The 21135-nt window shown below is 38.7% G+C and carries 18 protein-coding genes; 8 read left to right on the top strand and 10 right to left on the bottom strand.

The window, feature by feature from the left end; translation table 11 throughout:
* From N824_RS18685 to N824_RS18670, 4 genes are read right to left on the bottom strand one after another with little or no spacing between them, the layout of a single operon-like run.
* Positions 1-567 (bottom strand): DUF4256 domain-containing protein, encoded by a 567-nt coding sequence (locus tag N824_RS18685; RefSeq protein ID WP_048906664.1) that lies wholly within the window; start codon positions 565-567, stop codon positions 1-3.
* Positions 568-571: 4 nt separating this feature from the next.
* Complete coding sequence (locus N824_RS18680) at positions 572-955, bottom strand: DoxX family protein (RefSeq protein WP_048906663.1); 384 nt, start codon at positions 953-955, stop codon at positions 572-574.
* Positions 956-961: 6 nt separating this feature from the next.
* Positions 962-1429 carry an SRPBCC domain-containing protein gene (locus tag N824_RS18675; protein ID WP_048906662.1) on the bottom strand — a complete coding sequence of 156 codons (468 nt, stop codon included), beginning with the start codon at positions 1427-1429 and terminating at the stop codon, positions 962-964.
* 6 nt (positions 1430-1435) lie between these two features.
* Complete coding sequence (locus tag N824_RS18670; protein WP_048906661.1) at positions 1436-1759, bottom strand: helix-turn-helix transcriptional regulator; 324 nt, start codon at positions 1757-1759, stop codon at positions 1436-1438.
* 72 nt (positions 1760-1831) lie between these two features.
* Here N824_RS18670 and N824_RS18665 point away from each other — a divergent pair, with 72 nt between their 5' ends.
* Together N824_RS18665 and N824_RS18660 are read left to right on the top strand one after the other, a co-directional pair.
* Complete coding sequence (locus N824_RS18665) at positions 1832-2464, top strand: YdeI family protein (protein ID WP_235207201.1); 633 nt, start codon at positions 1832-1834, stop codon at positions 2462-2464.
* A gap of 214 nt (positions 2465-2678) precedes the next feature.
* Entirely contained in the window at positions 2679-4118 is a 1440-nt protein-coding gene (locus N824_RS18660) for an amino acid permease (RefSeq protein WP_048906660.1), read from the top strand.
* Positions 4119-4249: 131 nt separating this feature from the next.
* Here the strand turns inward: N824_RS18660 and N824_RS18655 are convergent, their stop codons facing one another.
* On the bottom strand, positions 4250-5488 hold the full coding sequence (locus N824_RS18655; RefSeq protein ID WP_048906659.1) for an MFS transporter: 1239 nt from the start codon (positions 5486-5488) through the stop codon (positions 4250-4252).
* A 99-nt stretch (positions 5489-5587) separates the two neighbouring features.
* Between N824_RS18655 and N824_RS18650 the strand changes: the two genes are divergently transcribed.
* From N824_RS18650 to N824_RS18635, 4 genes are all read left to right on the top strand, one after another.
* The gene (locus N824_RS18650) at positions 5588-6463 is read left to right on the top strand and encodes a LysR substrate-binding domain-containing protein (protein ID WP_048906658.1); all 876 of its coding nucleotides are present in this window, start codon (positions 5588-5590) and stop codon (positions 6461-6463) included.
* A gap of 95 nt (positions 6464-6558) precedes the next feature.
* Entirely contained in the window at positions 6559-8652 is a 2094-nt protein-coding gene (locus N824_RS18645; protein ID WP_048906657.1) for a hypothetical protein, read from the top strand.
* Positions 8653-8674: 22 nt separating this feature from the next.
* Positions 8675-10684 carry a beta-L-arabinofuranosidase domain-containing protein gene (locus N824_RS18640; RefSeq protein ID WP_084498397.1) on the top strand — a complete coding sequence of 670 codons (2010 nt, stop codon included), beginning with the start codon at positions 8675-8677 and terminating at the stop codon, positions 10682-10684.
* A gap of 107 nt (positions 10685-10791) precedes the next feature.
* Positions 10792-13239 (top strand): outer membrane beta-barrel family protein, encoded by a 2448-nt coding sequence (locus N824_RS18635; RefSeq protein ID WP_048906656.1) that lies wholly within the window; start codon positions 10792-10794, stop codon positions 13237-13239.
* Here the strand turns inward: N824_RS18635 and N824_RS18630 are convergent, their stop codons facing one another.
* From N824_RS18630 to N824_RS18610, 5 genes are all read right to left on the bottom strand, one after another.
* Positions 13240-13647, bottom strand: a complete 408-nt coding sequence (locus N824_RS18630; RefSeq protein WP_048906655.1) for a response regulator — start codon at positions 13645-13647, stop codon at positions 13240-13242.
* Positions 13637-14716: a hybrid sensor histidine kinase/response regulator gene (locus N824_RS18625; protein ID WP_048906654.1), complete on the bottom strand. Its 1080-nt coding sequence runs from the start codon at positions 14714-14716 to the stop codon at positions 13637-13639. Before N824_RS18625 ends, N824_RS18630 begins: the two co-directional genes overlap by 11 nt.
* Positions 14717-14732: 16 nt before the next feature.
* The gene (locus N824_RS18620; protein WP_084498390.1) at positions 14733-16886 is read right to left on the bottom strand and encodes a 7TM diverse intracellular signaling domain-containing protein; all 2154 of its coding nucleotides are present in this window, start codon (positions 16884-16886) and stop codon (positions 14733-14735) included.
* Positions 16879-17442 (bottom strand): hypothetical protein, encoded by a 564-nt coding sequence (locus N824_RS18615; protein WP_152542381.1) that lies wholly within the window; start codon positions 17440-17442, stop codon positions 16879-16881. The genes N824_RS18620 and N824_RS18615 overlap by 8 nt, the downstream gene beginning before the upstream one ends.
* A 139-nt stretch (positions 17443-17581) precedes the next feature.
* A complete protein-coding gene (locus tag N824_RS18610; RefSeq protein WP_048906653.1) occupies positions 17582-19879 on the bottom strand; it encodes an Rv1355c family protein in 2298 nt (765 codons plus the stop codon).
* A gap of 125 nt (positions 19880-20004) precedes the next feature.
* On the opposite strand from N824_RS18610, the gene N824_RS18605 reads away from it, so the two are divergent.
* A complete protein-coding gene (locus tag N824_RS18605; RefSeq protein ID WP_048906652.1) occupies positions 20005-20469 on the top strand; it encodes a response regulator in 465 nt (154 codons plus the stop codon).
* A 192-nt stretch (positions 20470-20661) separates the two neighbouring features.
* The gene (locus N824_RS18600) at positions 20662-21132 is read left to right on the top strand and encodes a response regulator (RefSeq protein WP_048906651.1); all 471 of its coding nucleotides are present in this window, start codon (positions 20662-20664) and stop codon (positions 21130-21132) included.
* The last annotated feature ends 3 nt before the right edge of the window (positions 21133-21135 follow it).

The following is a 21135-nucleotide window of genomic DNA, read 5'->3' as shown; positions in this document are numbered from 1 at the left end:
TTAGACCCTTAGTGCGCCACGGAAACCTCTGGCGGCATAGTAAGATTCTGCACCGTTGTGATACAGGAACACGGTTCCGTAGCGATAATCGCCAAAAAGTGCTCCTCCGAGTTTTCTGATGTCGGCAGGTGTTTTTAACCAGCTCGATGTTTTGGTGTCGAACTTTCCGAATTGCTGCAGTTCGCGGTATTGTTCCTCCGTTAATATTTCTATACCCATATCGTCAGCCACATCCATTGCGCTGTTTTGTGGTTTATGCTCTTTCCTTGCATCGAGTGCTGCGCGGTCGTAACAAAGGCTTCTGCGTCCTTTAGGGGTTTCGGATGCACAATCGTAAAAGATATATTCGTTTGTGCTTTTATCGTAACCGACAACATCAGGTTCGCCGCCGGTTACTTCCATGTCATCTAGCGACCATAGTTTTTGAGGACTAGCATCGAGCTTTGCCTGTACTTTGGCCCATTCTATATCGTTGTGGCGGTTCATGTTTTTCTCGAAGCGGTTTTTGAGCGTTTTAACTAGTTCTTCGCGTTGTTCTAGTGATAACTCTTTTTTGATGTTTTTCATACTTTTATAAGTTAGCTGTGGTGGTTTTTCTATCTGAGGGTCTGAAATACCAAGATACAAAAGTGAGGATTAGTAACAATATTGGTCCAAAAAAATCTTTGCCAGCATCGCCGTTGGCTAAGTGAGAGCATACTGCGCCCGACATGGCAAAGAAAAAGCCTGCATAAGCCCATTCTTTTATTAGGGGGGATTTTGGAACGAGTACTGCTATAACTCCTAATATTTTCCAGACACCAAGGATGGTTAGGATGTAGATTGGATAACCTAAATTTTTCATCATGGTTGCTTCGTCTTCCATTTTGATTAATTGTACTATTCCGGTTGATAACATTCCTAATGAGAGCCAGATTGTGGCGATCCAATAGATGATTTTATTGCGCTTTGTCATGGTGTGTTATTTTAGTTTATTTACGATGTTTTGTAATCTGTTGTGCGCCATGTTGATGCCCTGAGCAAAAGGTAGCTGCAGTACCTGGTCTCTGATTTCGGTTGATTTATATACAATATGCATGGTGAGCTTGCTGGTATCGCTGGTAAGTTTTTCGAATTGCAGGAACTCCAGCTGGGCATCGAAAGGGGCGTTGTCCATTTCAAATGTCCGCGTGATTTTCTGGTTTGGGATAAACTCGTGGATGACCCCAGTGGCATGGAATACAATGTTTCCTTTAGGATCGCTGGTTTGGAAATGGTAACTGCCATATTTTTTGTTTTCCAGTTTAAGCACTTTTGTGCCCATCCATTGTTCTACGATCTCGGGCTCTATATAGGCTTTGAAGAGCAGTTCTAATGGCAAATCAAATTCCCTTGTGATTTTGAGCTCCTGTTTGCCATTTTCGGCATCGATTTTTGTTTTTTGTTCCATAGGGTTCTATTTTTTTGATTCGTAGTTTTTCATTATGGTTTCCAATTTGTTGAATCGGTCGTCCCACATTTGGCGGAATGGTTCGATGAAGTCGGCTACGTCTTTCATTTTTTTTGCGTTTATGTAATAGTAAATTTCTCTGCCATTTTGTTTTTGTTCGAGCAATTCGCACTCGGTTAGTATTTGCAGGTGCTTTGAAACTGTGGGCCTTGCGGTATCGAAGTTGGAGGCTATTGAACCTGCAGTCATTGACTGTGTGGCTACCAATAGCAGTATAGCCCTTCTGGTTGGGTCGGCTATGGCTTGAAATACATCTCTTCTTAAATTCATCGTGTAGCTATTTGACTACAAATATATGTGTAGCTATTTAACTACGCAAATTTTTTTTGATATTTTTTTAAAATGGTGTTTTTGCATGTAATTGGTGTGGAGGGAATTATGTATTTTGGTGGCATGCAGAAAAAGGAAATAGAAACTTTTTGCCCGGCAAGTAGAGCGGAGTGGAGGCAGTGGTTAAAAGAAAATCATAGCTCAAGCCATTCTGTTTGGCTTATTCAGTATAAACAAAAATCGACCAAGCCGAGTATACCCTGGAGCGATTCGGTAGATGAGGCGCTTTGTTTTGGCTGGATTGACAGTACCAGGAAAACGATTGACGAGGAGAGTTTTATACAGTTTTTTACTAAGCGCAAACCAAACAGCAACTGGTCGAAGATCAATAAAGCAAAGGTTGAGCGCTTAATTGCAGAAGGATTGATGGCGGAAGCGGGTTTAAAATGTATTGAGGTGGCAAAGAAAAATGGTTCGTGGTCTATCCTGGATGCGGTTGAGGAATTGATTGTTCCGGAAGATCTGGAGGAGGCATTCCTTTTGCAGCCAGGTTCTGCAGATTATTTTAATGGTTTGAGTAAGTCTGTTAAAAAGATGATACTGCAATGGGTTACGCTTGCCAAAAGGCCCGAAACCAGAGAGAAAAGAATTACTGAAGTGGCAGAGCTGGCTGCCCAGAAATTGAGACCCAAGCAGTTTAGATAAGCTCAAAAGTGCGTGTTTTTGGAGTTTTTTAACCTCAAAATTAGCATTTCGATTAGCCAAAAATGGTTTCTGATTTCCTGTTGAGGGTGGTATTTTTGCACCATGATGCCAAGGAAACTATTTGCGCTTTTAATCGTTCAAATGAATATAAGTTCCCACCTTTGTTGAAATTTTGAGGGATACTCATATTGTAATTGAATAAATACCATAAATATTGAAACAAGCTAGCGAAAAGCCTGAGGAGCAAAAACTAAAAAGAGGATTGCAAAACAGGCATATTCAGTTGATCGCCCTTGGCGGAGCCATAGGAACAGGATTATTTTTAGGCATTGGTCCGGCAGCGGTATTGGCTGGGCCGTCAGTAATTTTAGGCTATGCACTGGCCGGTATTATTGCCTTTTTTATTATGCGTCAGTTGGGCGAAATGGTGGTGGAAGAACCTGTTTCGGGTAGTTTTAGTCACTTTGCTTATAAGTACTGGGGATCTTTTGCCGGCTTTGCTTCTGGCTGGAATTATTGGGTGTTGTATATCCTGGTAAGCATGTCGGAATTAACTGCCATTGGTATTTACGTACATTTTTGGTGGCCTGAAATTCCGTTGTGGTCGTCGAGCCTTTTCTTTTTTATCGCAATTAATGCCTTGAACCTCACTTCTGTGAAGGTGTATGGTGAGGTGGAATTTTGGTTTTCGATCATAAAGGTAGTAGCTATTATTGCCATGATCATTTTTGGTATTTATCTGCTTGTTAGCGGGAGCGGAGGTGAGCAGGCAAGTGTTCAAAACTTATGGAATGATGGTGGCTTTTTTGCGAAAGGTTGGTTTAGTGGAGATGGGAAAGGGAGCTTTCAGGGACTGTTTGCTGCCATTGCATTGATCATGTTTTCTTTTGGTGGACTGGAATTAATTGGGATAACGGCAGCAGAGGCAGAGCAGCCTGAAAAAACAATTCCAAAGGCTACCAATCAGGTGATTTACAGGATACTGATTTTTTATGTGGGTGCACTTGTGATCTTGTTTTCCTTATCCCCATGGAAAAATATTACTACGGATAGTAGTCCTTTTGTAATGGTTTTTGAGAGTTTAAAGGGCTTTCAGTTTACGCTTTTAGGCAAGACTATTTACTTTACGAGTGTGATTGCCAATGTGCTTAATGTTATCGTATTGACGGCTGCCTTGTCTGTTTATAACAGTTGTGTTTACAGCAACAGCAGGATGTTGTTTGGATTGGCAGAGCAAGGGAATGCGCCGTCTTTTTTATCGAAACTGAACAAGAACTCGGTACCTATAAATGCGATTTTGATATCGAGTTTGTTTGCCGCGATATGTATTATAATTAATAAACTAATGCCGGAGAGGGCATTGGAGATTTTGATGTCGCTGGTGGTGTCGTCTTTGATTATCAATTGGTTGATGATCAGTATTACGCATTTGAAATTTAGAAGGAGTAAAGAAGCGGATGGGGTTAAAACCAAGTTCCCATCGTTTATTTATCCATTATCGAACTATATATGCCTGGTATTTCTGGTAGGTATTTTAGCGATTATGTGGATAACGGGATTGAAGATGTCGGTTGAGTTAATTCCGGGATGGATTTTACTATTGTATGTTTGCTACCTATTGGTAAGAAAAAAGAAAAGCGGAGATAAATCCTAAGATTTAACCCCGCCATCTAAATTAACGCTCTCATAAATATAAACGAAGAAAAGAGCAAAAGGTTTAAACGTTTCTGTGTTTTTTTGGAGGTATGACAGTAATATGATATTGTGAGAAGTTGATTTCTCACTTTACCTTAAATGGAGCAGGGTTTGGAAGGAAAGTTGTCGGCCAGTTCGTTTGTTTTGGTAAACAACGAACATCGCGGTAGCACAAAGGCCGATTACTCCTGCCAGACAAACTGCTAATCGCGGACCAAAAGCTTGTGCTGTCCACCCGATAAGTAAGCTGCCAATTGGGATCATGCCCTGGTATGCCATGATGTAATAGCTGATGGCACGGGCCCTCATTTCGGGGATGGTATGTGTTTGTATGTAGGTGTTTATGGCAGATGTTTGTGCCATCATACCTATTCCGCCAAAGGCCATGAATACAAGGGCTAAGGATAGTATGCCCGAGTAAGCCAGTAGGATTAAACTAACCCCGAATATGGTGCTTGCCAGAACTACGATTCTTTTTAGTGGTTTGGCAGATCTTAAATTGGCTAAATACATGGCGCTAATGACAGACCCTAATCCGGCAGCGCTCTCGAACCAGCTAAACGTTCCTGCATCGCCATGAAAAAGATCTTTGGCGAAGATGGGCATGAGCGTGTTAAATGGGATTACGAACAGACTACTGATGCCTATCATCAGGATCATGCTGCTCAATTCTCTGTCGCCGGATACGTATTTGAAGCCTTCTTCCAGTTCGATCCAGATGCTTTTCTCTGATCGTTCGACAACGCTGAGGTTCAGTTTCATTAAGAATAAACACACGAGAACGGGGATATAGCTTAAGAAGTTTCCGATGAAACAAAAGTCTTCACCAAAGGTACTGAGGATTACCCCGGCAATAGCAGGCCCCACGATGCGTGCAAGGTTTGCCATGGTAGAGTTTAGTGCAATTGCGTTGGGAAGGTCTTCTTTATGATCGACCATTTCAACCATTAAGGATTGTCGGCAGGTTACATCAAAAGCATTTATAATACCTTGTGCCAGACTTAAAAAGATGATGGCAGGTATGTTGTAAAATTTGAAAAAGATGATTGCGGCAAGTGCTCCGGCCTGCATCATTGATATTACCTGGGTAATGACAAGGATTTTATAACGGTTGTGCCTGTCGATTAAACTGCCTGCATAAGGCGATAGTATGAGTGATGGGATAAGACTGGCAAAAGCCACAAGACCTAATAAAAGTGCTGAGCCTGTTAGTCGGTATACCAACCAGCTGACAGCAGTTTTTTGCATCCATGTTCCTATTAAAGAGATACTTTGGCCATAGAAGAAAAGTTTAAAGTTGCGGTATTTTAATGATCTAAATATATTCATGTGTAGTAGATGTCTTGAAGACGTTACAAATTTCGGAATAAGTTATTGAGTTGTAAAATTGATTGTTTTAATGATATTGATTAGTTTTAACGATTGATTATGGAACTTAGACAACTCAATTATTTTGTAAAAGCGGCTGAACGTCTTCATTTTACTGAGGCTGCGGCTGAATCGTTTGTAACGCAATCGACCTTATCACAACAGATAAAGCAATTGGAAGAGGAGCTGGGTATGTGGTTGTTTGACAGGATAGGTAAACATGTTAGGCTGACGGAAGCTGGCGGGGTTTTTCTAATTCATGCAAAACAGATATTGCTTGATGTGCAAAAATCTAAAGCGGCGATATCTGAATTGAATAATCTGGCGGCGGGCGATTTGAAGATTGGGGTTACTTATGCCTTTAGTTCTATGGTATTGCCGGCATTGGCTCCTTTTTCATCAAAGTACCCGGGGATTAAAATATTTATTGAATATGGTACACCGGAATCGCTGGAGATTAAGTTGAAGGCCGCGGAACTGGATATTATTCTGAGTTTCCATGAAGAGTCTGATAACCAGGGACTGGACATGCAGCCTTTGTTTTCTTCTAAAATTGTGATGGTGGTTTCGCGCAAGCATCCATTGGCATCTTTAAAGAAGATAACAGTGGCAGAGCTTGGTGCGTTGGAACTTATTTTACCTGGCAAGGGCTTTAGTTCGAGAGATTATGTAAATGAGCTTTTTGGTAAACGCAAGATCGTACCGAAGATTAAGATTGAAATGAATGAGGTAAACTCATTGCTGACGCTGGTGGAGAGTACATCTTGGGTTACGATTTTAAATGAAAAGGCCATCATTAGCTGGGACACGCTGATTGCTATTCCTATTGCCGGGAAGGAACGTTACAAGCGAGCATTTATATTAAGGCAAAAGGGAATTTATCAAAAGAAGGCCGCTAATTTATTTATTGAAGAGTTGAGCAAGATACTCTGGTAAATTGATACGCATTGGTGAAATATTGAGACGGATTGATTACTTAATCAGGCTCATATTGCCTTACTTTGTTTTATAACCATATATAAATTAAGAAGATGCGTAAACAATTAATAACAGCTGTACTCTTTTATTTGTGCAATGTAAGTTTGGGTTTAGCTCAGGTTTCTCAAGTAAACACTCAGAAGTTTGACCGTAAATCGGGGGTGACTGCAACATACAGTCAAAGTATTTTGAAAATAACCTGGCCCGCAGGAAGTAATAATTACGGACAGGTTGACCTTAACATGGAGAAGGGAAAACCGTTGTTTAGTCGCCTGCTTATTGGTGAGGCAAAAAAGGCTAAACTGGTTTCGACAGATCTTGATCCAAGCTTTTTGCTTACCATTGGTAAAAGGGATTTGATATCGCAAAATGGTTGGAACATCTTTTTTGATAAGGTTCCTCAGAAAAAATATAAGACCTATAATGTAGAGCTGGAAAAATCGGCTGCGACGGTAAAAACGATAGGCAGCAGAACGGTGGTGACCATTTCTTCGTTAAAGGCTGACCGTTTTTCTGGTGATCTGGAGATTACTTTTTACAACGGGAGTCCGATGTTTAACATCGCGGCAGTGATGGCTACTAAAATAGATTCGACGGCTATTGTATACGATGCGGGTTTAATTAACAGATCGGAGAGCTGGAAAAACATAGCTTGGATAAATACAGGAGATAGTTTGCAGAAGGCAAATGCGGTTAGTACTGATAGTTCAAAAAACATAGCTGTAAAATACCGTACCATAGCTGCAAAGGGAAAAGAAGGCGTTTTGGCAATATTCCCAGCACCTCATCAATACTTTTATCCTTTGGATGAGGCCTTTAACCTGAGGTTTACCTGGTATGGGAATAACTACAGGAAAATGACCGATGGATATGGTATTGGTATTCGTCAGGATTTAGAGGGCGACAGAAGGTTTGTGCCCTGGTTTAATGCACCGCCTGATACTAAACAGCGCTTAAATTTCTTTTGCCTGCTTAGTGCGGCGGATGAAGGCGCCGCCTTTACCGAGGTGAAGAAGTTTACAAATAATGATACGTATGTTAAATTGCCTGGGTATAAAACAATGTCGAGCCATTTTCATAATGAGTTTATTATGAAAGTGGTATTGGCAAATAAGCCAATTCCTGAAGTTCCAGATTTTGTTAAGGTGTTTAAGAATACGGGGATAGACATTGTGCATTTGGCAGAGTTTCATTATACGGCGCATCCTAAAGGACCGGATGAAACAAGATTGAAAGAATTGGATGCGCTTTTTGAGCAATGTAAAAGACTGTCGGACAATAAACTTCTTTTGTTGCCAGGTGAAGAACCCAATGAGTTTTTTGGAGGTCACTGGTTAGCGCTTTTCCCTAAGCCTGTGTATTGGATCATGTCGCGCAAGAAAGAAGCTCCATTTACTGAAAATCACCCTAAATATGGTAAGATATATCATATTGGCGATAAGGAGGATATGCTGAAACTGCTTGAGGAGGAGAAAGGATTGGCCTGGACAGCGCATGCCCGTACAAAGGGTTCTGTTAATGCACCTGATGTGTACAAAGATGAGGCGTTTTTTAAATCAGATCGTTTTATGGGGGCAGCGTGGAAGGCAATGCCTGCGGATTTGTCGCAACCAAGACTCGGGAATCGGGTATTGGATTTGATGGACGACATGAACAACTGGAACTTGAAAAAGAGGGTGATTACTGAAGCGGATCTTTTTACGATAACACCGGAAAATGAGATGTATGCACACTTAAATGTAAACTACCTGATGATGGATGCTTTGCCTGAGTTTAACAAAGGCTGGCAACCGGTATTGGATGTGATGCAGCAGGGTAAGTTTTTTGCAAGTACAGGAGAGGTGTTGATTCCTGAACTGACTATAAACGGAAAGCGCTCAGGTGAAACAATAGCGTTGGATAAGTCGGGTTTTGCAAATGTGAAGCTTAAACTAAACTGGACCTTTCCAATGAATTTTGTAGAGATTATATCGGGTGATGGCAGTAAGGTGTACAGAGAGCAGGTAGATCTTACCAAAACGAAGGCCTTTGGGTCTGAGCTGTTGCAGTTTAAAACTAAACTGAATAACAGAACCTGGGTAAGGGTAGAAGCATGGGATATAGCAGCAAATGGAGCTTTCAGCCAAACTTTTTATATTAAACATTAAACCAAAACGACAATACACACACATGCGAATTAATAATTTGTTTTATACACTATGTATAGGTGGGATAACCATGTTAACTGGTTTTGCACTTGATACAAATGCACAGGTTAGTGCCAATCAAAATCCTTATAAAGAATTGCCTTTAGGAGCAATTAAACCACAAGGCTGGTTAAGGGAGATGTTGATCAGACAGAAGGAGGGGGCAACGGGCAATCTGGATAAGCTTTATCCGGTTGTGATGAACGAGAGAAACGGATGGCTTGGCGGAGATGGTGATCAATGGGAGAGAGGGCCATATTGGATAGATGGGCTTTTGCCGCTCGCTTACCTTTTGGATGATAAAGCCCTTATTGCCAAAACAAAGCCTTGGGTAGAATGGGCAATTAAAAGTCAGCAGCCCGATGGGTATTTTGGCCCCACTAAAGACTATAATTATGAGCGCGGTATGCAGCGCGATAACAGTAAAGACTGGTGGCCAAAAATGGTAATGCTAAAGGTACTTAAACAGTACTATTCGGCTACAGGCGATAAAAGAGTGATCACATTGATGACCAATTACTTTAAGTATCAACTAAAAGAATTGCCATCTAAACCGCTTGATCACTGGTCTTTTTGGGCGCGTTATCGTGGAGGTGATAACCTTCAGGTGATTTACTGGTTATATGATATTACCGGTGATAAGTTCCTTTTGGATCTTGGAGAACTAGTGCATAAACAGACTTTTGATTATACTACTGCTTTTCTAAATACAGATATGTTATCCACATTTGGAAGCATTCATTGTGTTAACCTGGCTCAGGGCGTAAAGGAACCTATTATTTATTATCAGCAGCATCGTGATAATAAATATCTGGAAGCAACCGATAAAGGTCTAAAAGATATTCGCATACAAAATGGGGTGGCTCATGGGTTATATGGTGGTGATGAAGATTTGCATGGAAACAATCCAACACAAGGATCGGAACTTTGCAGTGCGGTAGAGATGATGTTTAGTTTGGAAAGTATGCTGGAAATTACCGGCAAAATTGATTATGCTGATCACCTTGAAAAGATTGCATTTAATGCTTTACCTGCACAGGTTTCGGATGATTTTATGGACCGTCAGTACTATCAACAGGCCAACCAGGTTATGGTTACCAGACATACCCGTAATTTTAATCAGGATCATAGTGGAACGGATCTGTGTTATGGTTTACTTACCGGGTATCCGTGCTGCACCTCTAATATGCACCAGGGATGGCCAAAGTTTGCACAAAATCTCTGGTATCAGACGGCAGATAAAGGGATAGCCGCCCTGGTATATTCTCCAAGTGAGGTTAAAACCACAGTGGGTAACGGCGTGGAGGTGAACTTTAAAGAGGAAACAAATTATCCTTTTGAGGAGCAGATCAAGTTTACGCTTAGCATGGCTAAAAAAGTAAAATCGGCTACTTTTCCTTTTCATCTTCGTATACCTGAATGGTGCAAAAAAGGATCGGTAAAAATTAATGGACAGGTATTTAAAGAAGCTGCAGGCAATCAGATCGTTAACATAGAACGTGAATGGAAGTCGGGCGATGTGATTGAATTGGAATTGCCAATGCACGTTTATAAAAACAACTGGTATGAAAATTCAGTGTCTGTAGAACGTGGTCCAATTACGTATGCTTTAAAAATGAAGGAAGAAGTGACCCGGGTTAAGAACGATAAAGATCCAATAGAATATGGCAATTATTATGATGAGATAAGGTCATCTTCGCCATGGAACTATGGATTGATTGAAACGCCGGACAACAAACTCGCTGAGCAGTATAAGGTGGAGAAAACCGGGGTGGTTTCCAATTATCCATGGAACCTTAAGAATTCACCAATTGCTATTAAAACAAAGGGCAAAAGAATTCCTTCGTGGCAGCTGTATAATGAAATGACGGGACCAATTCCGTATAGCTTTGTATATGGTATGGAAACCTCTTTGGAAGAAGAAATTACGCTGGTGCCTTATGGCTGTACCAGTTTGAGGATTTCGCAGTTTCCAATGGTTCAGAGGAAGTAGTGTTAAACAGTGTTAAAACCACCGTTAAACATTGTTAAAAAACATTTTCTGGTTGTTCAATAATTTACCTTCGGCAGCATAACGATCTTAAATCAATATCTGCTCTTATGAAAAGAACAATTAGAAAATGTTTTTTTTTAATTCTTTCCTCACCATTGTTTATCTCTGATGCATATACTCAAAGCGATGGGAAAATTAGAGGTAAGGTAACTGATACCGCAAGCAAACCTATAGCATATACTGCAGTTAGTCTTTTAAACGCTGATTCGACAGTAGTTAAAGGATCTTTAACTACTGAAAATGGAGAATTTACATTCCTCAATATTCCTTATGGCAAGTATTTGATAGTAGTAGAGGCTATGGGCTATAAAAAGTCGATTAGTGGTCCAGTTGCTATTATTGGGGCCAATAAAGATCATCTAATTGAAAGTAGACTATTTTTGGCTGATGCGCTACAATTGAATACAGTTAGCATCACCGCTAGAAAACCATTGCTTGAGAGGAAGAGTGATAAAGTTATTTTGAACGTTGCCAATAGCATACTGGCAGCAGGGAATTCAGCCCTTGATATACTTTCCAGAGCTCCAGGGGTAATGGTTGATAACGAAGGAAACATAAGCTTAAAGGGTAAAAGAGGGGTAAGCATAATGCTAAATGGGAAACTCACACATTTGTCTACCGAACAGCTGACTGCATTATTGAGATCAACCACTGGTAATTCGATTGAAAGCATAGAGATGATGAGTAATCCTTCTGCTAAGTATGATGCATCGGGAAGTGCAGGTATTATTAATATTAAACTTAAAAAGAATCAGGGTGATGGCACAAATGGTACTATTACCACTGGTGGTGGCTATGGTAAATATTATAAGTATAGTGGTGGCCTGATGCTCAATCACCGTGTAAATAAGGTAAATGTATTTGGAGAGTATAACTACTCAGAAAATAAGGATTTTCAGGATTTAAATGTTAATAGAAGTAATACCGCAGGAGCGGAGCAAACCTTTTTCGATCAAAAGGGTAGAGAAGTTTATCTTCATACAGACAATAGCTATAGAGCAGGGATAGATTATTATTTAAATGACAAAAGTGTACTGGGCTTTTCGATGAATGGGTCATTTAAGAACATCAATATAGCAAGCGAAAATAGAACCTCAATGGGGAGTGCAATTTTTACTCAGGATTCTTCTGTTGTGGCTATTAACCCCGGCAAGAGCCGGTATGCCGACCAAGCTTATAATCTTAATTATAAAATCGCAATAGACACTGTAGGACAAGAGTTAAACGCTGATATAGATTATGCTCATTTTTACAGTAATAATAAGACCGTCTATAATAATTATTTTTATAGTACTTCAGGTAATCTGCTTAAAGCACCGCTGATTTATAGAAATGCTACCCCCTCTAACGTTAAGATTCTTGTGGGTAAAGTTGATTATACAATTCCTTTAGCCTCTAAATTGAAATTGGAGATGGGTGTTAAAGGCAGTTACGTACGAACGGATAATGACTTTCAATTTGAAAACCTGGATAACAACACCTGGAATAATGATACATCGAGAAGTAATAAGTTCATTTATAAAGAGCAGGTTAGTGCTGCTTACGCCAATATACATAAGGAATATAAGTCTACAACAATTCAGGTGGGGTTAAGAGCTGAATTTACCCATTCGGAAGGTAATTCGTTAACAACGAGATCGGTGGTAAAAAGAAACTATCTGGATTTATTTCCCAGTATCTTTATCAATCAGACACTTAGTCCCAATCATGAAATCGGGGTTTCCTATAGCAAAAGAATAGATAGGCCAGATTACCAGTCATTAAACCCTTTTCTGTACTTTTCTGACCTGTACACCTATAATCAGGGGAACCCTTTATTAAATCCGCAGTATACAAATTCGTTTGAGTTTTCTTACGGCTACAAAAAGATAGTAGATGCAACAATTGGATATAGCGCAACGCGCGATGTGATTACAACAACCCTACTAACCGATAGCGTAAAGAAAACATTGCTTATAAAAGATCAGAATCTGGCGAGCGAAAACATTTTGAATCTAAATGTTAGTGCTCCGTTAACAATTGCCAAATGGTGGAATACGACTAATGAAGTGACTTTGTATCATACCAATTATAGCACCCCGGAATTAATGGGAGTGCCTTTTAAAAGTAGTAAGCTCACCTGGTTGGCAAACATTACGCAAAGTTTTCAGCTGAACCCTACACTTAACGCTGAACTTACGGCAAGTTATCAGTCGGCACAGATTTATGGAACTTATAAAGTAAGGCCCATATATGGTATTGATCTGGGGTTAAGCAAGTCCTTTGTAGACAATAAAATGAACCTTAAATTTGCAGCGACAGATATTTTTAATCAGCGCAAGGCAAACATTAGCAGTGTAATAGTGCAACAGGATTATAAGGTTTATCAAAAGTCTGAAACCAGAGTATTCAGATTGACTTTTACTTATAACTTTGGGAGTAAACTGATAAAGGCTGTCAGAGAACGAGCAAAAGGTTCATCCGCAGAACAAAACAGAGTGAAATCGGGGAATTAATCAGACGAGATACTTTTGTAATAGCTTTTCCAACTCCTGAGGAAAGAGTGGTTTCTTTAGGAGTTTAATTACATATGGATTAGCCTCAGCCTTTTTAATATCTCCAAAATCAAGAGTTGATGAAAGTATTGCGATTAAGCATTTATCTTTTACAACTGCCGGGAATTTCTTGTAGATTTCTAAAAATTCAAATCCGTCCATCTCAGGCATTTGTATGTCCAGCAAAATAAAATCGGGTAGATTTGCTACATCGTCGATATGTTTGTTTAAATAAGACAGACCCTCTTCGCCAGAGTGACATAGAATAGTCTCATCAAACAATTTAGAGATTGAAATGATTTTTGAGTTTATTTTAAGATCCACCTCATTATCATCCACCAGCATTACTTTTTTGTACTTACTTAACATTAGGGATTGTAATTTTAAAAGTTGTTCCTTCTGCAGTATTTGAACTTACAGATATCTTTCCATTAATCTTGTTGAGCGCTTCTTTAACAATAAATAAACCTAAACCACTACCATGATTGGTCTTGCTTTTAAAGAACTGTGTGAAAATCTTTTCCAGATGTTCATTTAATATGCCCATCCCATTATCAGCAATGGTAATTTCTACTGCTGTCGGGCTGACATTAACATTGATATCTACTTTTTTATTTTTCTCATCTTCTTTTTGATATTTGATAGCATTAGATATCAGATTACCCAATATCACTTCTATTCTGAAAACGTCTCCATAAAAAGGAATATCCTGTTTAATATTTACATGGAAATGGGTATCTCTATCACTATAAGAATAAAGTTCAATCAGTTCATTTATAAGGGTTGAAAAATTTACAGGTGTATGTTTGGCAACAGTTTTATTGTTTTTATAATATTGTAGTGTTTTTTGGATATAGTAATCCAATTTATTAGAGCAGGTTTCTATTAAGCCCCAGTATTCGCCACTAGAATTAAAAAGGCCTTCCATTTTTACCAGGTTTACTATACCCATTGCCGAAACAAGGGGAGCTCTTAATTCATGAGAAATACTGTAGATGAACCTATTTAATTCATCATTGGTTTTCTCTAACTCGATAATTTTATTTCTTAAGTCTATTTTGGCTTTGTAAGCGTCGTAAGCATTCTTTATGGAATTATGAAGTTCCAAGTCATTCCAGGGCTTAGTGATGTATCTATAAATGTCGCCGTGATTAATGGCATCTGCCAATGCTTCTATATCAGTATAACCAGTTAGTAAGATTCTTATCGGGTCTGGATAAGTTTCAATAATACTTTTGAAAAATTCCACACCTGTAGTTTGCGGCATCTTTTGATCCGCTATAATTACATGAACAGAAACATTTTCCAATATGGTTAAGCCCTCGGCAGCTGAAAGAGCAGTATAGATCTCATATTGTCTTCTAAAGCCTGCTTTAAAAGCGTGTAAATTGTTTTCTTCGTCATCAATATAAAGAACCCGTACTGTTGGCGCATTCATAAATAAAGTGTTAATTTCAGTTTATAGGCAAGGTAATAATAAATTCGGTACCTTGATTCACTTTTGTTACAACTTCAATATTTCCATGATGATTTTCTATAATCCTAAAAACTATAGATAGACCTAGTCCTGTTCCCTCGCCAACATCTTTAGTAGTAAAGAATGGCTCAAATATTTTTTGTTTAACTTCCTCTGGCATACCAGTTCCAGTATCCTTTATGCTGATTTTTACGTGATTACCATCCTGCCATGATCTTACTGTCAGAATGCCAGGTTCATCTTTAGCGTCTTTGATTTTAATAGCATGTATTGCATTGGAGATCAGATTCATGAAAACCTGATTGATTTTTCCAGGCAGACATTCTACTTTGGGGATATCTCCAAAATCCTTTATTACGTTAAGATGATCAGGGAATGTATTTTTTACAAGAACAAGGGTAGAAGCAAGGCCTTCATTCAGGTCAACCGGCTTCGTGTCATTTTCATCAAGCCTGCTAAAGTTCTTTAAGCTTTTTATAATTTCAGCAGTTCTCTTCGCGCCTTCAGAAATTCCTGATAGCAAGGATTTGATCTCATCCCTTACAAAATTTATATCAATTTGTTTTCTAAACGAATCTATTTTAGTGAGCTGAGGCTCAAGTTCTTCATTGAAGTTCAGTTTCTCGTACATCATGATTAGACTGTCCATGTCAAGAATATCCAATTCCAGAGGCTTGATATTCGAGGTAACGAAGTTAATCGGATTGTTGATCTCATGCGCTATGCCGGCTGTAAGCTGACCTAATCCTGCCATTTTCTCTGAATCTACGAGCTGGCTTTGCGCTTCTTTTAAGTCGCTTAAAGTAATCTCAAGGGTTTGGTAAGACTCCTGTAATTCAAGTGTCCGTTCATTCACCTTTTTCTCCAATTCTATATTTTGTTGCAATATCAGTTGCTCATTTTCAAGCGATATGCGAAGTGCTTCGGCCTGTGAGTCTTCCTTCTCCTTTTTAAAGATATTGATCTTGTCTGCAAGTGCAAAGGACAGTAAGATCACTTCAAGAGCAGAGCCAAAAGGCATCATATTGTAAGTGATCGTATTGTAAGGTAAAATATTGTAGTCTTTAAGCACAAAAATACAAAGGCCAAACAAGAACATGCTCCATGCAATCAGAAAGAATTTTGCCGGACGATAACCTTTTCTGTAAACTAAAACTGCGTTTAAAAGCATAAACAAGGCTACCGACATGGCGGCCATTTGAAGCAGCTGATAAGATACGTTCATGTTTCCCAAAAACATCTGTATAAATGCGATGAAGTATAGCAGATAGAAAACCTTTGAGAATTTATGGAATTTTGGGAGGATTTCCTTAGTGTGGAGGAATTTTTTCATAAACTCCAATCCCGTTAAAGCAGCCAGCGGTGTCAGTATGTAAACAGCATGGAACGAGATCCATACATTGTTTGGCCATAGATACTTAAAAGGAAAGCCCTGAAAATTTGCCTGAAGCAAACCAATAAATAAAATGTTGATGATGTAATACAGGTAAGTGCTGTCCTTTGTGGAAATATAGAGGAACAAATTATAAGTGAACATAACTACCAATACGCCGGCAAAAATTCCAAATATCAAAAAGGAATCTGCATTCTTGGCAGTAATTATCTTGCTTTCACATAATGTCGTGGGAACCTGAAGCTGTTCATATCCACTTATTTTAAGATAGATAGTAGTGATCTTTCCGGGCTCTAAACTAAATTTGAAAGTGCTGAAAGGATTGTCAAATGTTCTTTTGTAATAAGGACGCCTATCGCCTATAAATTCTTTGTACACAACATTATTCTGATCATCTAGTTGATAAAAATCAACATAATCTATAGTAGGTAAAGGAATTTGAAGAATGAGGTGAGGGTCATTCGTATTGTTTTGTACTTTGAACATTAGCCAGTAACTGAAGTTACTTATGCCCAAATTAGGTACATCAGAGTCTACTGCTTTAAACTTTTTGCTGCTTAATACAGCTTTAAGGTCAAGTTTGTTGCTTGAATCGGCAAGCAAAAACATTTGTTTACCAAAATTGCTTAATGTCTCATCATTATGTAATTTAATCGCTTCCTGACTAATTGCAGGTAACGCTATTGAGCATGTAATTAGCAAGCCAAAGAATAACCTTAATAAAAAAGTTCTAATCATAGACAGGTATTAATAACTGATAATCTATATCTATCTCACCCTTTGGTCCCTGCTCAATTGTATGTTGTATTGGATTATTTCTCAGATCAAATATTCGATCTCTATCATACTCGTCTGCCGTTTCCAAAGTTTCGGCATTCATCTTTCTCAATACTCTTGCAATATAGTCGTCTTTTGGATAAAAAAACTCACCATTATTACCAATTCCATTTTCAACTATAAAACCAACCCTTCTTACCATCGGCATGGTATAGTCCCCACAGATGGTAAATAATGATCCAAGTCTGATTTGATTTACAATTGCAATACCCGCTCTTACAAGCAAAAGACTGATGCCGATGCCTGCAACACTCTTTGCATTCCACAAACCGCAGAGTTCACCTGTTCCATCGTCAAAGTATTCGTTAATAACGTGTGCTACTTTGGGATCCATGTATCCTACAGCCTTTTCGACAGGGAGGGGATGAATTCCGTCTGCAATATGAACTCTTACTCCTCCAACAACGTTTCCTTCTTCATCCTCCGCAACTATACCATGTACACTTGGCAAGTCCATCCACAGCCTGTTGTTGGTTGTAATGTTAGTGATACCATAATCCCTCAATACCTGAACATGCCCATCTAGATACCTCTCGCAAGTGTCAAGATCTTTAATTGCCGTAAAAGATCGAAATGTAAATTTTCTCATATTGTGTCTAGGAAAACTTTAAAATATCTTCCAGTGGTCTTTTTAATGATCTAGAAGATGCTTCGTCGGCGTAAGACAACCTGAACATAAAAATTCCACAATTATTTCCCAAAGCAGGAAAAATTTTCCGCAGGCCGCATTGTAGGGATTCAAGTTCTTTGGCCATATTAGCCGTCATGCCAGCACCATTAGTCTGATTAAACCTATCAAATACAAACAACGTGCCGCTGATAGGCTGAAACGAGAGGCCGTTCAAATTAGCAGTGATCCATGCTCTTTGAAGGGCTTCTCCGCCTTTCACAAAACTCTTTGGATTATACTCTGGCATACTAATCAATCCGATGGCAGACGATGAAGCAACACCTCCTTTGGATATTTTTTCAAAAGCGCTTCCACCTCCCCATTTGTTTAATAAAGTAATTACTCCAGGTTTAGAGGCAACCATCATTCCAGTCCTGTCACTTTCAGACAATTCCAGTGTGGCAATGTCGATTCCTTCAATTATTGGTGATCCGTCTGCAGAAGGCCATTTGATCTCTTTTGTAAACAGGTCATGATGCCCCTGAGGGTGCAAGAATCTCAATCTTTCTACTGACGATACAATATTTGCTATTTCATTAATTGATTCTCGATCTTCTACAAGATCGAGATGGGCAGTTGGCTCATCAATGCTTACATTCTTACGTATTTTTGTAGTAACAGCGGCATCAATAGGCTGCTGATCTCCTTTTTTTCTATTGGTTAGCCTTAAACCTACCCCAGCAATCAGTTCATTGCGATACGTTTGTTCTTCTGTTTTGCTAAATCCAAATGCTGCGATTAATTTGCTTTCACTTCCTGTCGGAAACAAATTGATTATTGTTTCCAAACCAAGACTGGCAGCTTTTATTTTTAAATTTTCAATAGCGGCCCCAAGTGAAATATATGAGGCTGTGTTCTGGAAGTCCATCCATGAAATCGATTGGTTTTCATCATGGAATAGGAACAATTGTCCTTTATGATATAAAAACTTCCACGGCTGGCTATTACCTCCAGAGGGAGCGAGTCCTGCCGCTGCAGCTAATTCTTTTACCTGATCATCTGTAAGTATCAGTCCTGAATGAGTTTCAGTAGCTACCGTATCCGCTGCTTTTTGCATTTCATCTAATTTCAACTCGGGAGCAGAATAATCTATCACCTTATAGAAGTCGTCTTCAGGTTTTACTTTATCCCTGATGATCTCTTCAAGGTCTACAAAATATCTTCCTGAATCATTGTACTGTCCCAGCGCAATCCTTCTACAAACATCAGCACCTAAAGCCCCCCCTAAAGTCACTGCTGAAGCTAGCTGTGGCCAGGTAGTGATGGATTGCCCAACTTCAACCATAGAAGCTTTTAGTCTATCTGATGATGTCTCTAGACCTACCATAGGAAGGAGGTAGGGGATCTTCTCTTCATTGGTCTTTAAATATTTGATTTTCGTATGATCGAGATGGTCTATTAAGCCGTGCAATATAGCCCTGTCTGGTTCAAGATCAAACCTTTCTACATCTAGCGTGCCTTTATCGCTAGCGTCCATTACAACCGGGACACGAAGCGCTTTTGCCTTATGTCTTAATAAAATTTTAATATCCAGTCCATCGCACTCATCTACAATTACATCAAGTTTTCCACCTTCCAAAAAGAAGCGGTCCATATTCTCTTCCGTCATCCCATCTTCAAAAAGCGTAACTTTCAAAAATGGATCTATTTCTTTAATTTCTCTGGCTACAATCACCACCTTTGGTAAGCCAAGGTTGTGTACGCCAGTTCTGATTCTGTTTAGGTTTGTTAGTTCCAGTAAATCAAAATCCGCCAGTCTGATCTCTCCAAAACCACGTTCCATAGCCATAGTTATCGATACTGATTGGCCAACAGAAAGACCAACAACACCTACTTTTTGCCTGCCTAAAATATCCCTTTCTTCTCTGGTGATTTTATAAATGTTGCGGTTGGTCCGCATTTCTATAAATTCTTCTTCATCCAGCAAATGCACTAAACGCTCAGACCATGGATAATATACCCAAACCCCATATTCCTGCATAGACAGATCACCGATATGAAGTTTTTTTAGTTTCTTTAATTCCTCTTCACTTGGTTTTTTCTTGGGTAATTTAGACTTTATTAAATCATCCAACTGAGTATCAATTTGATCATRGATGGAGATGTGTGGCTTCTTCTTAAGCAATTCCTCAAGCCTGTTTTTGTCATTCTCCAAATAAATTCGAAAAAATAAAGGCTCTGTAGCCATAGTGTTTTCCACCGAGTTGTTCTCAAATAATAGCATCGTAATAATAGATAAAAAATATGCCCCCAATTATTTATTTCAATAAATACAAAAATAGTATATTTGCTAAATATTTAACTATCTTAAGTAGGAGTTTAAACAATTTAGCATGGTTTTTTAGTTTTATGGATAGGCAAATAATAAGCGTATTGTATGTTGATGATGAAATACATAATCTAAACGCCTTTAAAGCTTCTTTTAGAAGACTTTTTAACGTGCATACAGCAGAGTCCGCTGCTGAGGCAGTGGAAATATTGAAACAAGAACATATTAATATCATACTTACAGATCAGCGCATGCCTGTTACCACAGGTATAGAGTTCTTAGAATCAATTCTTGATGACTATCCTGATCCTATTAGAATACTTCTTACTGGATATGCAGATATAAATGCAGTTATTGATGCAATTAATAAAGGACAGGTTTATTTATATATTGCTAAACCATGGCAAGAAGAAGAACTCCGATTAGCGTTAGAAAAAGCTTTTGAAGTGTTTTCTTTAAGGGCGAGAAATAAAGAATTAAATGAGGAATTGCTACTTGTTAATGAACAACTAGAGTTTATGTTGAGGCAGAAGTTATTATCTTAAGTATAGCGTGTGAGTCTTCAAAGAAGATTTGAATAGTTCAGTTTGATCTGTCTGAAAAATCAAGTACCTAGAGTTTAAGTCAAACAATTATTTAAAATAATTAAAAGTTCAATTAGAAAATAACTTTTAAGCTAAAAAACTTCATTAAAACTTATAATATCAATATATTTAACAAAAAACATTTCAGAGATTATGAGCAGCAGTGCCTCAATAAACGTTTTGTATGTAGATGACGAACTTCACAACCTGAATTCTTTTAAAGCCGGGTTTAGGAGGTTATTTAATATTTTTACTGCTGAGTCTGCTTTAGAAGGAAGAAAAATTCTTGAGGTGGAGAATATTCATGTCATTATTACAGATCAAAGAATGCCAGTTATGACTGGTATCGAATTTTTGGAATCTATTATACCTGATTTTCCCGATCCGATAAGAATTCTCTTGACAGGGTACGCAGATATAAATGCCGTTATAGATGCAATAAATAGGGGGCAGGTCTATAAATATATTCAAAAACCATGGATGGATGAAGATCTGAGGATCAATATAGAAAAAGCCTTTGAAATATATTCTTTAAGAAAAGAGAACAGGGAACTTACCCAGCAACTGATTTTAGCAAATAAGCAATTAGAATTTTTGCTAAGGCAAAATAATTTATTGCCTTAAATG

The sequence above is a fragment of the Pedobacter sp. V48 genome, from assembly GCF_000523515.1.
Taxonomy (GTDB): domain Bacteria; phylum Bacteroidota; class Bacteroidia; order Sphingobacteriales; family Sphingobacteriaceae; genus Pedobacter.
The sequence above is the reverse complement of the archived record's forward strand: the minus strand, read 5'-3'. Positions and strand labels throughout refer to the sequence as shown.

Coding starts and splice junctions, on each gene's coding strand:
- N824_RS18685 (WP_048906664.1), bottom strand. CDS start 567: ATGAAAAACATCAAAAAAGAGTTATCACTAGAACAACGCGAAGAACTA.
- N824_RS18680 (WP_048906663.1), bottom strand. CDS start 955: ATGACAAAGCGCAATAAAATCATCTATTGGATCGCCACAATCTGGCTC.
- N824_RS18675 (WP_048906662.1), bottom strand. CDS start 1,429: ATGGAACAAAAAACAAAAATCGATGCCGAAAATGGCAAACAGGAGCTC.
- N824_RS18670 (WP_048906661.1), bottom strand. CDS start 1,759: ATGAATTTAAGAAGAGATGTATTTCAAGCCATAGCCGACCCAACCAGA.
- N824_RS18665 (WP_235207201.1), top strand. CDS start 1,832: ATGGTGTTTTTGCATGTAATTGGTGTGGAGGGAATTATGTATTTTGGT.
- N824_RS18655 (WP_048906659.1), bottom strand. CDS start 5,488: ATGAATATATTTAGATCATTAAAATACCGCAACTTTAAACTTTTCTTC.
- N824_RS18650 (WP_048906658.1), top strand. CDS start 5,588: ATGGAACTTAGACAACTCAATTATTTTGTAAAAGCGGCTGAACGTCTT.
- N824_RS18645 (WP_048906657.1), top strand. CDS start 6,559: ATGCGTAAACAATTAATAACAGCTGTACTCTTTTATTTGTGCAATGTA.
- N824_RS18640 (WP_084498397.1), top strand. CDS start 8,675: ATGCGAATTAATAATTTGTTTTATACACTATGTATAGGTGGGATAACC.
- N824_RS18635 (WP_048906656.1), top strand. CDS start 10,792: ATGAAAAGAACAATTAGAAAATGTTTTTTTTTAATTCTTTCCTCACCA.
- N824_RS18630 (WP_048906655.1), bottom strand. CDS start 13,647: ATGTTAAGTAAGTACAAAAAAGTAATGCTGGTGGATGATAATGAGGTG.
- N824_RS18625 (WP_048906654.1), bottom strand. CDS start 14,716: ATGAATGCGCCAACAGTACGGGTTCTTTATATTGATGACGAAGAAAAC.
- N824_RS18620 (WP_084498390.1), bottom strand. CDS start 16,886: ATGATTAGAACTTTTTTATTAAGGTTATTCTTTGGCTTGCTAATTACA.
- N824_RS18615 (WP_152542381.1), bottom strand. CDS start 17,442: ATGGACTTGCCAAGTGTACATGGTATAGTTGCGGAGGATGAAGAAGGA.
- N824_RS18605 (WP_048906652.1), top strand. CDS start 20,005: ATGGATAGGCAAATAATAAGCGTATTGTATGTTGATGATGAAATACAT.
- N824_RS18600 (WP_048906651.1), top strand. CDS start 20,662: ATGAGCAGCAGTGCCTCAATAAACGTTTTGTATGTAGATGACGAACTT.